Origin of the sequence: Deinococcus rhizophilus, assembly GCF_030271215.1 — a bacterium.
GTDB classification, from domain to species: Bacteria; Deinococcota; Deinococci; order Deinococcales; family Deinococcaceae; genus Deinococcus; species Deinococcus rhizophilus.
On the sequence record NZ_JASNGB010000058.1, the window covers coordinates 1 to 15371 of the forward strand.

Consider the following 15371-nt stretch of genomic DNA (forward strand, 5'->3'; position numbering starts at 1 on the left):
GGTCCGTCAGCGGGTCGCGTTCGGCGGGGGGCAGGTCGGCCCAGGGCCCCCCCAGCGCCCCGGAGCGGGCCAGCGTGGCCTCCTGCCCCAGCAGCGCCAGACCGCCCACCAGCACGAGTTGCGCGAGCAGGGCCAGAATCAGCCCTCCCTCGCCCGTGCCCGCCACGACCTGGGCGGCGTAGAGCGCTCCCAGCGCCCCGGTGATCCCCAGGGCTCCCCGCGCCACCCAGCGCCCCAGGGCATGGTCCAGCAGCCATCCCGGTGCCAGCAGCCCCAGCACGAACCAGGGCAGCAGCAGCCCCAGCAGTTCCGGGCCAATCCCCACGAGTTGCGGCGCGAACAGCCCCAGCCCCAGCCGTCCCAGCAGGAACGTCCAGCCTCCCAGCAGCAGCAGCCGGTCGAGCACCCCCACCGGGCAGCGCGGCAGGGCCGAGAGCACCAGGGCCACGGCCAGCACGGCCCCCAGCCCCCCCCACAGCGCCGCCTGCGCCACGGTCAGCGGCCAGGCCAGCGCGGTTCCCACTGTGACGGCCAGCAGCGCCAGCGGCAGCGCCCACTGGTAGGCGGTGCGGCGGGCCTCCTCCGTCTGACCGCGGGCATGGTCCCCGTCGCGGCCCAGACGAAACGCCGGGTCGGGTACGGGCAGCAGACGGGCACGCATACGCCCGCAGGGGACCACGCCCCCTCTCACGGCAACCTGACACCGGGCGTACCCCCGGCGGGGGCATGGGCGCGGCGGGGAGCCGTTGACACCCCGCCCGGCCGCTGCTAGATTGACTCCCGCTTGTCCGCAGCGCGGGCAGCGAGTGAACGGGAGTAGCTCAGCTGGTTAGAGCGCACGCCTGATAAGCGTGAGGTCGGCGGTTCAAGTCCGCCCTTCCGTACCAGAGGAGACACGGGATTCGCCCCGTGTCTTTTTGCTTTGGCCCAAGACAAGAGGGCGGGGGCCAGCGCAAAAGGCCCCCGCCTTCCTCATGCGCCTCATACGGACTGCCGTCCAATTCCTTTCCTTCCGGGAGACCACCGGAAGGAAATCCATCTCCCAGAACCCGCCCTTTCTCCTTCTCGCATCCGCTCGGATGGAATCACTTCGTAGGCGATTCCATCGGAGTCCGTATCAGATCAGGCTGAGTTCACTTCCCGCGTCCAGATGCGCCAGATGCTCGGGCAGGTTCCCCGGCTTGTCCATCACGATCTGTTCGGCCTTGTACGAGGAGCGCACCAGCGGCCCGGACACGACCTCCAGGAAGCCCATGGCCATCGCCTCCTCGCGGATCTCGTCGAACTCGGCGGGGGAGACGTAACGCTCGACGGGGAGGTGGTGCATGGTCGGGCGCAGGTACTGCCCGAAGGTCAGCACGTCCACTCCGGCGGCGCGGCAGTCGGCCATCGCCTCCCGCAGTTCCTCCCGCGTCTCGCCCAGGCCCAGCATGATCGAGGTCTTGGTGATCACGTCGGGGCGGCTCTCTTTGGCGTGTTGCAAGACGCCCAGCGTGCGCTCATAGCTCGCGCGGATGTCGCGCACCGGGTGGGTCAGGCGGCGCACGGTCTCGAGGTTCTGCGCGTAGGTGTCCACGCCGCTCTCCAGCACGAGATCCACGCAGTGCGGGTTGCCGCCAAAGTCGGGCGTCAGGGCCTCCACCCGCGTCTCCGGGTTGAGCCGCTTGATCGCCTGCACCGTCTTGGCGAAGTGGTACGCGCCGCCGTCGGGCAGGTCGTCACGGTCCACCGAGGTCAGCACGACGTATTTCAGACCCATCAGCCGCACCGAGTCGGCGACCTGCGCGGGCTCGTCGAGGTCGAGCTTGCCCATCGGGTTGCCGGTGTCCACCGCGCAGAAGCGGCAGGCCCGCGTGCAGACGTGCCCCATCAGCATGAAGGTGGCCGTGCCCCGGCTCCAGCACTCCCCGATGTTGGGGCACATCGCCTCCTCGCAGACCGTGTGCAGGCGGTGTTCCTTGACGATCTTGCGGACCTCGCCGAAGACCTGCCCGGTCGGGATGGTCACCTTGAGCCACTCGGGCTTCTTCTCGCGCACCGGCACCGAGTCCTTGCGGTAGATGCCGTTCTTGATGAACTTGACTTCTCTCTCCTGCACCGTCTTGTCCTGCCCTGCCTTGCCCTGCTGGGTCATGTCTCAGCCTCCCGCCGCCGCCGTGGGCAACGTCCAGTCGTAGGTCTCGAAGGTGGTGTGAAAGGCCCGCGTGAGGGCCGCCCGCGCCGCGTCCATGTCGGCCACGCGGTCCAGCCCGCGCCGCTCGTACTCGTGCGCCACGCTGGTCATGTGGGTATCGGTGAGGCCGCAGGGCACGATCAGGTCGAAATGCCCCAGGTTGGTCGTGACGTTGAGCGCCAGCCCGTGCAGGGCCACCCCGCGCTGCACCGCCACCCCGAAGGAGGCGATCTTCTGCTCGTAGACGCGGCCGTTAACCTCGCGCGGCTCCATGTACACGCCCGCGTAGCCGGGGTTAGGGCGGGCGCCGGGCAGGCCCAGGTCGTTCAGCGCCGTGATGGTGGCCCCCTCCAGCAGCCGCAGGAAGTCGGCCACCCGGCGCCCCAGCGGAAAGACCGCGTAGGCCACGAGCTGACCGGGGCCGTGGTAGGTCACGTCGCCGCCGCGCTCGATCTCCAGCACCTCGATGCCCTGCGCGGCGAGGTATTCGCGTGTCACGACGATGTTGCCGCCCTCCCGCGCCTTGCGGCCCAGCGTCAGCACGGGCGGGTGCTCCACCAGCAGCAGCTGGGGCCGCCCGCCCGCCGCGACCTGCGCGTGGACCCCATGCTGGACGTCCCACGCCTCGCGGTAGCCCAGCCGCCCCAGGTCCACCGTGTCAAATGCCGCCTCTCTCACGCGCCCGATTGTACGCGCCGGGGTCCCCGGTTTCCGGTGCGGGGGGCGCAATCCGCTGCCCAATTGTCCAGTCTGGATGGTCAGTGCCCTGAGCCCGGCTGGAGGGCAGGGGCACTAGGCCGGGCAGCGGAGGCGGGAAAGGGGCCGGGACCGCTAGCCTCTGCCCCATGCCCGAACTCGTTCCCCCATCGGAGAGGTACAAGGACAGCTTTCTGGCCGCCGTGCGCGAGGCGCAGGAGGAAGGCAGCGGCCTGGGCGACACCCTGTCCTGGGATGTGGCCGCGCTGGAAGCCGACTTCCCCGCCTTTCTGGAGTCGCTGCGCCGCTTCGAGCCGGGCCGCGAGCTGCCGGAAGGCTATGTCCACTCCGAGCCGCTCTGGCTGGTGGAGGGAGACAGGTACCTGGGCCGCGTCTCCATTCGCCACACCCTGAACCAGCGCCTGCGCGAATTCGGCGGGCACATCGGCTACGAGGTGCGGCCCTCGGCGCGGCGGCAGGGGTACGCCACCCTCGCCCTGCGGCTGGCGCTGGAGCGGGCACGCGAGCTGGGGCTCACGCGGGTGCTGGTGACCTGCGACGTGGACAACCCTGGCTCGAGGCGGGTGATCGAGGCGAACGGCGGCGTGCTGGAGTTCGAGGGGAGGGTGCCGGACCACCCCAGCCCCCTGCGGCGCTACTGGATCACCCTGTAGCGGGGGCGTCGCCGTCCGGCTGGAGGGCCTCGGCCTGCTGCTGGGCGGTCTTGGCCAGTGTCTGCAGCATCTCGGCCTGCTGCTCCGGCAAGGTGCCTGTCTCGGCCACCTGACTGAGGGCGGCCTCCGCGACGCGCTGCAGGGCCACCAGCTGCTTGCCCCCCGCCTCGTCGAGTTCGCCGATGCGCTCCACGATCTGCTCGCCCACCTCGGCCAGCATCTGGGTCTCGTGGTCGGCGCTCAGGGCCTGGATCGCCTCGACCCGGGCCTGGTGCTCGGCGCTGACGCGCTCCAGCCGCGCGACCTGCTCCAGCGTGTTGGCCTGGGCGCGGGCCGCCTCGATGATGGTGCTCAGCGCCCCCAGCTGGGCCTGCACGCGGTCGTGAATCTGGCGCAGGGTTCGCACGCTGACCTCGCTCATGGGGGTGCGGGCCACGTCCTCGAGGGCCTGACAGACCAGTCCATCGAGGCTCGCCGCCGCCGTGCTCTGTTCCTCGCCGCTCGCCACGATCCGGGCAAGGGCCTGCGCGTGCTCCTGGCGCTGCTGTTCTGCCGCCGCCATCGGCAGGCTCCGCAGCTGCTCGGTGGTCACCTTCACGACCTGCCGCAGCGCGTCGGTGGCGGCCAGGCCCTCCTGGCCCGCACGGATAATCTGCTCCAGGGTGCTGGTCTGCGCCCAGCCCGCCGCGCCGACGTGCTCGCGGGCCCGCACCTCGGCAAGTCGCCGCCGCTGACGTCCCACGGCCTGCTGCGCTCCGGCGAGGGCGTTTTCTCTGGCGTCCGGCAAATCATTCACCGCGCCAGAATAAGCATTCATCAAGCCTTCACCGTGACCTGGGTTATAGAGGGCACCCCGGCCCTTGAGGTGTGCTCGCCCCGGCGCGTATACTTCGCAGGTTCAGCCCCGCGCGACGCGGGAGCGTACAGACCAAGAACGTCTCTGCCCGTGCCGGTGTGCTGGGAAGTGGGACGGTCCGCTGGCCAAAGGAGTGGTACACATGCAGAGTCAGGTCAAGGTCAACCGGGGCGCGATCCTGCGCTCAGTCGAGCAGGAGCACATCAAGACGAACCACCCCGAGTTCCAGCCCGGTGACACCGTGCGCGTGGAGACGAAGGTCGTCGAAGGCAACCGCACCCGCAACCAGGCTTTTGAAGGCGTGGTTATCGCCATCAACGGCACGGGCAGCCGCAAGAGCTTCACGGTGCGCAAGATCTCCTTCGGCGAGGGTGTCGAGCGCGTCTTTCCGTTCAGCAGCCCGCTGCTCGCCAAGGTGACGGTGCTGGAGCGCGGCAAGGTCCGCCGCGCCAAGCTGTACTACCTGCGCGAACTGCGCGGCAAGGCCGCCCGCATCAAGAGCGACCGCAGCCGCGTGATGAAGGACGCCGCCCGCAACCAGCAGGCCAAGGCTGCGGCTCAGGCTGCCCAGGCTGCCCCCGCCGAGACGGCCACCGACGCGGGAAGCGACTTCACCCCCGTCGAGACGCTGGGCGAGTAAGCCCCGCTTCTGTGCCGGGCCGCCCGCCTCCCTCGCTGGGGGTGGGCGGTTTCGCGTTGCCCCGCGCTCCCGCCTGCTAGCCTCTTGCCCGTGACGCGCCCGCCCGAACGCCCCCGGCCCCACGAGCTGCCGCTGCTGCTCGCCTTCGACCTCGACGGCACCCTGATTCCCGAGATGGGCCGCGAGGTACCCGCGCCCACGGCGGCGGCGCTCGCGCGGCTGCGGGGGCTGGGGGTGCGGGTGGCGATCATCACCGGACGCGACGCGGCTCCCGGTCCCGTGCTGGAGGCCGCGCGGCCCGACGCCGTGGCGACCAACAATGGCGGGCGCGTGGAGCTGAACGGGGCGCTGCACCGCGAAGCCCGCTTCAGCGAGGCCGAACTCGACGCCGTGCTCGCGCACGAGCTGGAGGACGCCCGGGTGGTGGTGTTCACGCCGCAGGGCCTGTACGCCCACATTCCCCCGGGGGCCCAGCCCGAAGCCTGGATGCTCGCCCGGGGGGTGCGCCCGCTTACCGAGGCCCCCGCCGGAGTCGCCCTGAAGGTGGGCTTCTACCACCCCGGCGTGGCCGATTTCGCCGCCCGGCTGCGCGAGTCGCACCCGCACCTCGTCCTGACCGGAGCGCAGCCGCCCTATTCCGAGTTCCTGACCGTCACGCCCACCGGGGCACACAAGGGCGCGGCCCTGACCCTGATCGCCCAGGGGCTGGGGACCGAACTGGAGCGCACGGTCGTTTTCGGAGACAGCGACAACGACGTGGCGATGCTGGAACTCGCCGGATACGCGGTGCAGGTGGGCAAGCTGCCCCTGCTCGCACCCCACGCCCACGCGCAGGTCAGCGGGCCGGAGGCGCTGGGGACGTATCTGGAGGAGTTGGCGGACAGGCTGGAGCGGGGAGCGTCTCCGACCGCGTAACCCGCCCTTCCGACAATTCCAGGTGGTGCGTCAACCCCGGCGGCACGTCGGCCCCGTGGTGGGCGACGACCAGCAGGTGCGTGCCCCCCCGGGCGAGGTCGGGCAGCAGGGCCAGGAACCGGGCGCGGGCCTCGGCATCTACGAAATCCAGCCCCTCGTCGAGGATCAGCAGACGGGGACGGTGAGCCACCGCCCGCCCGAGCAGGAGCCGCCGCAGTTGCCCCTGCGAGAGCGTGTCGGCGGGGCGGTCCAGCAGGTCCGTCACGCCCAGGTGCCCCGCCAGGGCCTCCACCCGCGCCCCCTGTTCCGGCGTGAGGTCGGGCGCGAAGCCCTCGGTGCCGCTCCAAGCGCTGCCGATCACCTCGCGTCCTGTCCAGCCCCGGCGCTGCCGCACGCCGACCTCGGCAGAGACCAGCCCGACCGTGCGGCGGCGCTCGGTCAGCCGGTCACGGGCGAGGCAGGGGCGCTCCACCCGGCCACCCAGCGCGGGGTGCAGTTCTCCGGCGATCAGGCGGGCCAGCGTGCTCTTGCCGCTGCCGTTCTCCCCCGTGACCAGCCAGTGCTCGCCCGCCCGCCACGTCCACGAGAGCGGCCCCAGCGCCCGCTGCCCGTTCCGGTCGACCTCCACGTCCCGCAGCCGCACGAGGTCGCCCTCGCCGGGGGGCCGGAAGAGGGGGGTGGGGGAGAGCTGGACCGGGCTGGCGTCCCCTCTCTCCCACACCCGCCCGCCCTCCACCCGCAGCCGCCGCCAGGGCAAGGCGGGGGCTTCCTGGGGGCGGTGGGTGGCGAGGACGACCGCGACTCCGGTGCCGTGAACCTCGCGCAGCACCCGCCCCAGCTCCTCCCGCGCCCCCGTGCTCAGCCCGTCGGTGAACTCGTCGAGCAGCAGCGCCTCCGGCCGGGGCATCAGCGCCCGCGCCAGCCCCACCCGGCGCCGCTGCCCGTGGCTGAGGGTGCGGAAGTCGCGCTCCAGCCAGTCCGCGATTCCGGTCAGCGCGGTGACCTCGGTCAGCCGGGCCCCGGCCTCCGGCGTGGGTGTCCACAGGCGCAGGGTGTGTCCCTCGAAGCCTGCCAGCAGCACGTCCCGCACGGTCTGGAGCCAGTCGCGCGTGAGGTAAAAGGCCTCGGCGTCCGGCCCCACCACCGAGAGGGTCTGCCGCGCCCGCACCGCCGAGCGCCGTTCCTGGCTGCCCAGCCGGTAGACCCGCTCGCCCGTCACCGGGGCGAACTCGCCCGCGAGCAGCCGCAGCAGCGTGGTCTTGCCGCCGCCGTTGGGGCCGCCCAGTAACAGCGCCTCGCCGGGCCAGACCCGCAGGGTCACGTCCCGCAACGGCCTCTGGTCCCCCACGCGCACGGTGACGCCCCGGAGATCGATCAGCGGCGGCTCCATCGCGGGAAGTGTAGAGGACCGGGCATGGAAAAATCCCCCTCCACACCGGGAGGGGGACGCGGGGGCCAGGTCCGGCTCAGCGTTTGCTGAACTGCGGGGCCTTGCGGGCCTTCTTGAGGCCGTACTTCTTGCGCTCGACCTCGCGGGGATCGCGGGTCAGCAGGCCCTTGGGCTTCATCTGGGCGCGGAAGTCGGGGTTGACCTTCAGCAGGGCGCGGGCGATGCCGAGCTTGATCGCGTCGGCCTGACCGCTGGGGCCGCCGCCCGTCACGGTGATGTAGGCGTCGTAGCGCCCGGCGGTGCCCGTTTCGCGGAACGCCTGCAGGGCGTGCACGGCGCGGAGCAGCCCACGGAAGTAGGTCTGGAACTCCTTGCCGTTGACGACGATCTTGCCCTCGCCAGGGCGCAGGAACACGCGGGCGATGGCGGCCTTGCGGCGGCCCGTGCCGTAGAACTGTTCAATAGCCATCAGCGAACCTCGACCTTTTGGGGTTTCTGTGCGGCGTGGGGGTGGGTCTCGCCCGCGTAGACCTTCAGGCGGCTGTGCATCGCGCGGCCCTGGCGGCCCTTGGGCAGCATGCCGAACACCGCGTGCTCGATGACGCGCTCGGGGTGCTTGGCCAGCGCCTGACGGGCCGTCTCGGTCTTGAGGCCGCCTTGGTAGCCGCTGTAGCGGGTGTAGACCTTGCCGTCGAGCTTGCCGCCCGTCAGCGCGACCTGCGCGGCGTTGAGCACGACCACGAAGTCGCCCTGAATCATGTTGGGCGTGAAGTCGGGGCGGTGCTTGCCACGAATGCGGCTGGCGATCAGGGTCGCCAGACGGCCCAGCGGCACGCCCGAGGCGTCCACCACGACCCAGTTCTGCTCGTCGTTCTTGGGAACAAAGGTTTTCACCGTGAAACTCCGTAAGTGTGGGGGATTTGGCTGCGAGTGCGCCCCGCCCCGCCTGGGGGGAAAGCTCGGACGTGCGCCTCCGGGTGCCTCCCGGTCGTCTCGGCTCTACCAAGCACGAAACACTAAAGGTCAAGGTATCAGAGGTAGGGCGAGGGGGGCAAGGGCGAGGGGGGCAAGGGCGAGGACTGCATCTCGAGTTGGCGCCGCACCAGTTGCCAGTTGTTCTCGTAGGGCTGCAGCTGGGTAGCGTCCAGCCGGGCGTCGAACGAGGCTGGGTTGCGCGGACGGTGCCACGGGGTCTTGCGGCCGTCCATGTAAGCGCGGTAGGCCGGGCCGATGATGTTCTGCACGTCCTGCTGCGTCAGGATGAAGAAGCGGTCGCGGGCTCCGGTCGTGTCGGGCGTTTTGGATGCGATCGCCACATAGACGTAGATCAGGCCCGGATGCTCCAGCACCCGGTCGCCGTGGTCTACCTGACGCTCCCCGACGACTTCCAGATGCAGCCAGGCATCGGCGCGGGTGGGCCACTGCAGACCCCGTGCCGCCTTGACCTGAACCGGGATGGAGCGGCACCCCTCGTCGGCCACCAGCAGGTCGAAGATGGGGACATTTCCGGCGAAGGGCGTTGCTACCAGGTCCAGTTGCCGCCCCAGTTCGGCGCAGACCAGGAATTCCCCGATCTGTCCGGTGAGCTTGTTGCTCAGGCCGCTCGCCATCTCAGCTCTCTGCCTCTGCCGTTCCCTCCACCAGAGCCTCCATCGCCAGCCGGTAGCCCAGGAACCCCAGCCCGCTGATCTTGCCCCGGCACACCGCCGCCGTCACCGACCGGTGCCGGAACTCCTCGCGGGCATCCACGTTGGAGATGTGAACCTCCACGACGGGGAGGCGTTGCCCGGCGATGGCGTCGCGCAGGGCGTAGGAGGAGTGCGTCAGCGCCCCCGGATTGAGGACGATGCCCGAAAAGCCGTGTTCCTCGGCGTCCTGAATCCACTCCAGCAGCTGGCCCTCGTAGTTGCTCTGGCGGCAGGTGACGGCGGTGCCCAGCTCGGCACCCCAGCCCTCGCACAGCCGCTCCAGGTCTTCGAGCGTCTGCGTGCCGTACACACCCGGCTCGCGCAGGCCGAGGCGGTTCAGATTCGGGCCGTTCAGGACGAGAATCATGCCTCAGCGTAGCGGGTCAGCGCACAAGGGTGAGGTCGGTCTGCCACGCCGCGAATTCCCGCCGCAGCACTGCCCCCGGCACCCGCCCCAGGTACGGCCGCCCAAGGTCATGCAGCAGCACGAAGCGCACGCCATCCGCGTCGGCCTTTTTGTCGCGGGCCATATAGGGCCAGAGGTCGTCAAACGTCAGGTCGGGGAGAGGCGTGGGCCGCTGCCAGCGCAGGAAAGCTCGCGTATGGGCCGTGAGGTCCGCGCCGCCGAGCGCCCGACTCAGGAGCGCCGCGTAGTGCATCCCGTACCCGACCGCCTCGCCGTGGGGGATGGCATGGTGCGTGTGGGCCTCCAGCGCGTGCGCCAGCGTGTGCCCGAAGTTGAGGTGGGCACGCTCGCCCTGCTCGGTGGGGTCGCGGGTGACCACCTCGGCCTTGACCCGGATGGCGTCCGCGAGGGTGGCCTCCAGCCCGGGATCACCGGGGCGGAAGTCGGGGGAGAGGACGCGGGGCAGCAGGCTGGGGTCGGCGATCAGGCCGTGCTTGTACGCCTCGGCGGCGCCCTCGCGGAAGATCTCGGACGGTAGGGTCGTGAGGGTGTCCGTGTCGCACCACACCGCCTGAGGCGGCCAGAAGGCCCCCACCAGATTCTTGCCTTCCGGCAGGTTCACGCCCGTCTTGCCGCCCACCGCCGCGTCCACCATGCCCAGCAGCGTGGTCGGCAGGGTGTAAAAGGCCACGCCGCGCAGATACGAGGCCGCCACGAAGCCCGCGAGGTCGGTCGCCGCGCCGCCTCCCAGCCCCACCACCGCCCCGTCACGTGGAAGGTTCGCCGCCGCCAGCTGCGAGAGGACGTCCGCATAGACCGCCAGCGTCTTGCACCCGTCGCGCGGGGGAACGCTCACGGTCACGGTGGGGGAGAGGGCGGCCTGCACCGTCTCCACGAAAGCGGGGGGCAGGTCGGCGGGGTGAATCAGGGCGACGTGGCGCTGGGGGACCCGGACCCTTGCCAGCAGACCGGCCCCCACCGTGACGGTGTAGGGCTGCTCGCCCCCTACCTTCACCTCCAGCGGCTGCACGCTAGTCCGACGCCCGCTCGGCCACGGCCTCCGGCCCGTCCCAGGCAGCTTCCGTGTCGGCCCAGTCCCACAGGCGCTCGACGACCTCCTCCACGATCTCCTCGGCGGGGCGGCCGTCGCTGTGGACGTGGATGGTGCCCTGGCGGTAGAGCGGCTCGCGTTCATCCATCAGCGTGCGGATGCGCGAGAGGGGATCGGGCGCCCGCAGGAGGGGCCGCTCGGAGTGGCGGGTGCGCTGGTAGATCGTCTCGGGGCTGGCCCACAGCACCACCACCGGGCCGCGCTCCAGCAGCCTGCGGCGGTTCGCCTCGTGGATGAAGGTGCCGCCGCCCAGGCTGACGACGGCGTGGTCGAGCCGGGTCACGCGCTCGACGACCTCCGACTCGCAGGCGCGGAAGTAGCCCTCGCCCTCCTGCTCGAAGACCTCGGGGATGCTCTTGCCCACCACGCGGGTGATCAGCTTGTCGGTGTCCACGAAATGCAGGGCCAGCGCCCGCGAGAGCTCCCAGCCCACGCGGCTCTTGCCGGTGCCCATAAAGCCCGCCAGCGCCACCCAGGTGACGGGACGCTCGATCAGGCCGAACCCGTTCATGGAAGGCAGTCTAGGGCAAGTGGCCCCCCGGTTCCGGATATGGGGGAACCTTTGGGCGTGTGGCGTGTCGCCCGTGGCCTGCCGAAGGGCGGAGGGACGAGCTTCTTCTCCTCTACCTCGGAGAAGGAGGCGCTGCGGGGCAACGGGGGAAGGGTCCCTCAGTATCCCCGCGCATACGCCCGCGCCGCCGTGACCCGTTCCTGAAGCTCGGGCAGGGTGTCGCCGCCGAACTTCTCCAGCATCGCGTCGGCCAGGACCCAGCCGATCACGCATTGCAGAATCACCCCGGCGGCGGGCACGGCGGTCGTGTCGCTGCGCTCGCGGGCGGCGTCCGAGGGCTCGTGGCTGACCACATTCACGGTCGGGAGCGGCTTCATCAGGGTGGCGATGGGCTTCATGGCGACGCGCACGACCAGCTCCTCGCCGTTCGTCATGCCCGCTTCCAGGCCGCCCGCCCCGTTGCTGTCGCGGGCGTAGGTGCCTTCCCGGTAGTAGATGGGGTCGTGGACGCCGCTGCCGGGCCGGGTGGCGTTCTCGAAGGCCCGCCCGATCTCCACGCCCTTCATCGCCTGCACGCTGAGGCAGGCCTGCGCGATGCGGCCGTCGAGCTTGCGGTCCCAGTGGACATGGCTGCCCAGGCCCACCGGCAGGCCCCGGAAGCGCACCTCCAGGATGCCGCCCAGGGTGTCGCCGTCCCGCTTCGCCCCGTCGATCCGCTCGCGCATCCGCGCCGCCGCGTCCTCGTCGGGGGTGCGGAGGTCAGACGCTTCGATGGCCTCCAGCGCGTCCCAGGAGAAGGGCTGCCGCGTCTCGATCCCGCCCAGGCTGGCGACGTAGTTCGCGCCCTCCACCCCGAGTTCCCCCAGCAGCTTGAGGGCCACCGCCCCCACCGCCACCCGCGCCGCCGTCTCACGGGCGCTGGCCCGTTCCAGCACGTCGCGCAGGTCCTTGTGGCGGTACTTGATGCCCCCGGTCAGGTCGGCGTGGCCGGGGCGGGCGTCGGTCAGGGCCTTCTTGCGCGGCTCACCGCCGGGCTCGGGCGACATGATCTCCACCCAGTTGCGGTGGTCGCGGTTCTCGATCACCAGCGTGACGGGGGCGCCCGTCGTGCGGCCCGCCCGGACGCCGCTGAGAATCTGGGCCTCATCCGTCTCGATCACCATGCGCCGCCCGCGCCCGTAGCCGCCCTGCCGCCGCCGCAGCCAGGGGTCGAGGTCGGGCTTGCCCAGCGGGAGTTGGGACGGCAGCCCCTCGATGATGGCCGTCAGTTGCGGCCCGTGCGACTCCCCGGCGGTGAGGTACCTCATCGGGGCTCCGGGGCGAGGTGGGGGGGGGTGGACTGGGACGCAGGCATGGCCGGACTGTAGCGCCGGGTCGCCGGGCCGCACCGTGCCCTGCCCAAACAAACACGCCCCCCGGTGAGGGAGGGCGCGTGGGAAGGGGGGGGAAGTTACTTGACGACCGTTCCGGTGATGATGACCAGGAGTTGCGTCTGGTTGCGGTCCGTGCGCTGCTGGCTGAAGGCCGCGCCGATAATCGGGATGCTGCTCAGCAGCGGTACGCCGTTCGTGGAGCGCGTCTCGGTGGTGCCCAGCAGCCCGCTCATCAGGACCGTCTGGCCGTTCTTGAAGGTGATGGTGCTCTGGGCTTCGGAGTTGGTGAAGTTCAGCAGGTTGGGCAGTTCGGTCGTGGGCAGCGCCCCGGCGATGTTGTTGACCTGCCCGCGCACCCGCAGGGTGATGGTGCCGTCGGGCGCGACCTGCGGGTCGAAGAAGTCGAGATTCAGGCCGTAGTCGATCTGCTTCTCGATGTTGCCGCTGTTCGACGGAATGTTGATCTCCAGCCGCCCGCCGCTCTTGATGGAGGCGGCGGCATTCGCGGACGCGTTTTGCGAGGTCGTGCTGTTGCCCAGCGACCGCTGCCCGCTCTGCATGGAGATGTTGCCGTCGTAGACACGCTTGGTAAAGCCCTGGGTTTCCAGCGCCTGAAGGGTCGGGAAGATGTTGAAGCCCACCAGCGAGCGCGTCGGGTCGAAGGTGGCCCCCAGCCCGCTGCCGCCCACGTTGACGTTGAAGCCCCCGAAGTTGACCTTCCAGTCCATGCCCAGCGTCCGGGCCGCCGTCTCGTTGATCTCCTGGATGCGGACCTGCACGTTGATCTGCGGCACGACCTGATCGAGTTGAGGGACGAGTTCAGCCACCTGCGCGACCTGCGAGGGCGTGCCGCGCACGATCAGGGTGTTGGTGCGGCGGTCGGCGATCAGGGTGACGAGATCGGCCGTGGCCGTGGCCTGGGCGGTGCTCTGGCCCCCGCCCGCTGCACCCTGGGCCGGGGCGGGCAGGGTCACCGGATTGCCGTTCACGTCGTTGGTCGTGACGGGCAGGCTGGCCGGGCGCGTCACCGGCGTGACCTCGCGGGCCAGGGTGCCTTCCAGGGTGGCCTTGACCTCCTCGGCGCTGGCGTTGATCAGGGTGAACACGCGCTGGACGATCTGCGGCCCGGTCTGGGCGGGGGGCGCGGCGCGGTCCACCTGCCCCAGCAGGGCCAGCGCCGCGTCGAGCTGCGTCTGCGGCCCGGTGATCACCAGTTGCCCGGTCTGGCCCACGGGCGTGACCTTCAGGGTGGAGAACTGGGCCCCCAGCAGCGTCACGAGGTCAGCCTGCTGGCCCTTGACCGCGTAGACGCGCTGGGCGGTGGGCGCCTCGGCCGGGGTGGGGGTGACGGGGGCGGGAGCGCGGTCCACCTGGCCGAGCAGCGTCAGCGCCGCCTCCAGCCGGTTTTGCGGCCCGGTGATCACGATCTGGCCGGTCTGCCCCACCGGGGTGGCCCGCAGTTCGGGAAACTGGGCGGTCAGCAGGGCGGTCGCGTCAGCGGCGGCGCCCTTGACGGTGTAGATGCGCTGCACGGTGGGCGGCTCGACCGGCGCGGCGCGGACATTGGCAGGCTGGGCGGCCACGATCTCCGCGAGCAGGCGCTCGACCTGCGCGACCTCCTGGTTGGTGCCCCGGACGATCACGCTGTTGGAGCTGGGCTCCGCGATGATCCGCAGGGTGGGCGAGTCGAGGACGATCTCCTCCCGGCTCGTCTCGGTCGTTCCGCTGCTGCTGCCCTGGGCGCCGCTGCTCTGGCTGGTGCTGACGCTCTTGAGGGTGCCGAACGACAGCTTGAGCTGCCGCTCGACCAGGGGGGCGCTGAGGGTCTCTGGCAGGCGCACGATCTTCTGGACCGGGCGGGCCGTCACGCGCAGCACCGGTCGGCCGCCGATCTGGAGGGTCTCGTAGCTCAGGCCGTACAGGTCGAGGACCAGCGGCCAGACCTCGTTGAAGGGCTTGTTGACCACGCTGTAGGTCACCAGTGCGGGAACCGCGCCGCCCGCCGCCGCACCCGTCCCGCCCGCGCTGCTGGCCTGCAACACCCCTTCCACGCCGGGTTCCAGCAGGATCTCGTATCCGGCGCTCTTGGCGAGAGCCAGCAGCATGGAGGTCAGGTCGCTGCCCGCCCGCCGCAGGTCGAAGGTGACGGCGGCGCCGGAGAGCTGGCGGTCGGCGGTCCCTGTCAGCGGGGCAGCCGGAACGGGGGCGGAGGGCTGCGCGGCGGCCATGCCGAGCGCGGCGGTCAGCAGGAGGGCGTATCTCTTCATGGCTCACCTTGGTCGCGGGAAAGGTCGGGGGTGGGGGCAGCGAGGGCCAGCGCGAGGCGGGGGTCTGCCGGGGAATCGGTCTGCGCGGGGTCGAACTCGGCAATGAAGGCGAGGTCGCCCCACGCGGCGAAGGCTTCGGCGGGCTGACTCACGATCACCACGGGCAGGGAGTCGGTCAGGCCGGTCGGCTGGGCGTCCCTGGCCCCGGCTTCCTCGCCGAGGTCCAGCGTCTCACCGCCGAGTTCGAGGGTGACGCCGGAGGTGCGGACCTCGCGCACGACCACGTCCGAGTCGGGGAGGGTCTGCCCCTGCGAGACGACCACGTAGCCGTCTTTCGAGCGGAAGATCGCGGTGTTCACCGGGCCCAGGACTGCGGCGTCGAAGTGCAGGTCGCGCGTCTGGATCAGGGTGCCCAGCGGACTGTCCGGCGAGGCCGCGCTGCCCTCCAGCCCGAACTGGGTGACCGGCTGGGGCACGTTCGGCACGGTCGCGGGGGCCGGAGAAGTGCTGGCCGCCAGGGACCCAGCCGCCGGAGTCCCGGCCGCCGTTCCCAGGCTGATGGGATCGCGCGGCACGCTGACGCCCGCCACCGGAGCCGGACGGGGCGCCGGGGGAACGGTTCCGGTCATGGCCGGGGCACCCGCCGCCGCAGAGGGCCGGGTCGGGGCCGC

At 71.1% G+C, this 15371-nt stretch carries 17 protein-coding genes and 1 tRNA gene; 4 read left to right on the forward strand and 14 right to left on the reverse strand.

Going from position 1 to position 15371, the window contains the following annotated elements; all coding sequences use genetic code 11:
* A partial coding sequence (locus tag QOL99_RS08035) for a hypothetical protein (RefSeq protein ID WP_285522857.1) occupies positions 1-661 on the reverse strand: 661 nt, incomplete at its 3' end.
* Between the two features lie 149 nt (positions 662-810).
* Between QOL99_RS08035 and QOL99_RS08040 the strand changes: the two genes are divergently transcribed.
* Positions 811-887: transfer RNA gene (locus QOL99_RS08040), tRNA-Ile, on the forward strand.
* A 230-nt stretch (positions 888-1117) separates the two neighbouring features.
* Here QOL99_RS08040 and lipA read toward each other — a convergent pair.
* The gene (gene lipA / locus QOL99_RS08045; protein WP_285522858.1) at positions 1118-2134 is read right to left on the reverse strand and encodes a lipoyl synthase; all 1017 of its coding nucleotides are present in this window, start codon (positions 2132-2134) and stop codon (positions 1118-1120) included.
* 3 nt (positions 2135-2137) lie between these two features.
* Positions 2138-2851 (reverse strand): lipoyl(octanoyl) transferase LipB, encoded by a 714-nt coding sequence (gene lipB / locus QOL99_RS08050; RefSeq protein WP_285522860.1) that lies wholly within the window; start codon positions 2849-2851, stop codon positions 2138-2140.
* 167 nt (positions 2852-3018) lie between these two features.
* Between lipB and QOL99_RS08055 the strand changes: the two genes are divergently transcribed.
* Positions 3019-3543: a GNAT family N-acetyltransferase gene (locus QOL99_RS08055; RefSeq protein WP_285522861.1), complete on the forward strand. Its 525-nt coding sequence runs from the start codon at positions 3019-3021 to the stop codon at positions 3541-3543.
* Here the strand turns inward: QOL99_RS08055 and QOL99_RS08060 are convergent.
* Entirely contained in the window at positions 3533-4339 is an 807-nt protein-coding gene (locus QOL99_RS08060; RefSeq protein WP_285522862.1) for a hypothetical protein, read from the reverse strand. The two genes, QOL99_RS08055 and QOL99_RS08060, sit on opposite strands and share 11 nt — an antisense overlap.
* Positions 4340-4541: 202 nt before the next feature.
* Here QOL99_RS08060 and rplS point away from each other — a divergent pair, with 202 nt between their 5' ends.
* Both rplS and QOL99_RS08070 read left to right on the forward strand, forming a co-directional pair.
* A complete protein-coding gene (gene rplS / locus QOL99_RS08065) occupies positions 4542-5039 on the forward strand; it encodes a 50S ribosomal protein L19 (protein WP_285522864.1) in 498 nt (165 codons plus the stop codon).
* Between the two features lie 90 nt (positions 5040-5129).
* A complete protein-coding gene (locus QOL99_RS08070) occupies positions 5130-5954 on the forward strand; it encodes an HAD hydrolase family protein (protein WP_285522867.1) in 825 nt (274 codons plus the stop codon).
* Here QOL99_RS08070 and QOL99_RS08075 read toward each other — a convergent pair.
* The 10 genes from QOL99_RS08075 to QOL99_RS08120 form a co-directional block, all read right to left on the reverse strand.
* Positions 5875-7344: an ATP-binding cassette domain-containing protein gene (locus QOL99_RS08075; protein WP_285522869.1), complete on the reverse strand. Its 1470-nt coding sequence runs from the start codon at positions 7342-7344 to the stop codon at positions 5875-5877. The two genes, QOL99_RS08070 and QOL99_RS08075, sit on opposite strands and share 80 nt — an antisense overlap.
* Positions 7345-7420: 76 nt before the next feature.
* A complete protein-coding gene (gene rpsI, locus QOL99_RS08080; protein ID WP_285522871.1) occupies positions 7421-7813 on the reverse strand; it encodes a 30S ribosomal protein S9 in 393 nt (130 codons plus the stop codon).
* Positions 7813-8238 (reverse strand): 50S ribosomal protein L13, encoded by a 426-nt coding sequence (gene rplM, locus QOL99_RS08085; RefSeq protein ID WP_285522873.1) that lies wholly within the window; start codon positions 8236-8238, stop codon positions 7813-7815. Before rplM ends, rpsI begins: the two co-directional genes overlap by 1 nt.
* A gap of 137 nt (positions 8239-8375) precedes the next feature.
* The gene (locus QOL99_RS08090) at positions 8376-8954 is read right to left on the reverse strand and encodes a hypothetical protein (protein ID WP_285522874.1); all 579 of its coding nucleotides are present in this window, start codon (positions 8952-8954) and stop codon (positions 8376-8378) included.
* Position 8955: 1 nt separating this feature from the next.
* A complete protein-coding gene (gene aroQ, locus QOL99_RS08095; protein WP_285522875.1) occupies positions 8956-9399 on the reverse strand; it encodes a type II 3-dehydroquinate dehydratase in 444 nt (147 codons plus the stop codon).
* Between the two features lie 16 nt (positions 9400-9415).
* Positions 9416-10453 (reverse strand): 3-dehydroquinate synthase, encoded by a 1038-nt coding sequence (gene aroB / locus QOL99_RS08100; protein WP_285522877.1) that lies wholly within the window; start codon positions 10451-10453, stop codon positions 9416-9418.
* A gap of 16 nt (positions 10454-10469) precedes the next feature.
* Positions 10470-11099: a shikimate kinase gene (locus tag QOL99_RS08105; protein WP_407650155.1), complete on the reverse strand. Its 630-nt coding sequence runs from the start codon at positions 11097-11099 to the stop codon at positions 10470-10472.
* A gap of 119 nt (positions 11100-11218) precedes the next feature.
* The gene (gene aroC / locus QOL99_RS08110) at positions 11219-12367 is read right to left on the reverse strand and encodes a chorismate synthase (RefSeq protein ID WP_285522881.1); all 1149 of its coding nucleotides are present in this window, start codon (positions 12365-12367) and stop codon (positions 11219-11221) included.
* Between the two features lie 143 nt (positions 12368-12510).
* Complete coding sequence (locus QOL99_RS08115; protein WP_285522882.1) at positions 12511-14700, reverse strand: secretin N-terminal domain-containing protein; 2190 nt, start codon at positions 14698-14700, stop codon at positions 12511-12513.
* The coding region (locus QOL99_RS08120; RefSeq protein WP_285522884.1) for a hypothetical protein at positions 14697-15371 on the reverse strand (675 nt) is incomplete at its 5' end. The genes QOL99_RS08115 and QOL99_RS08120, both read right to left, overlap by 4 nt.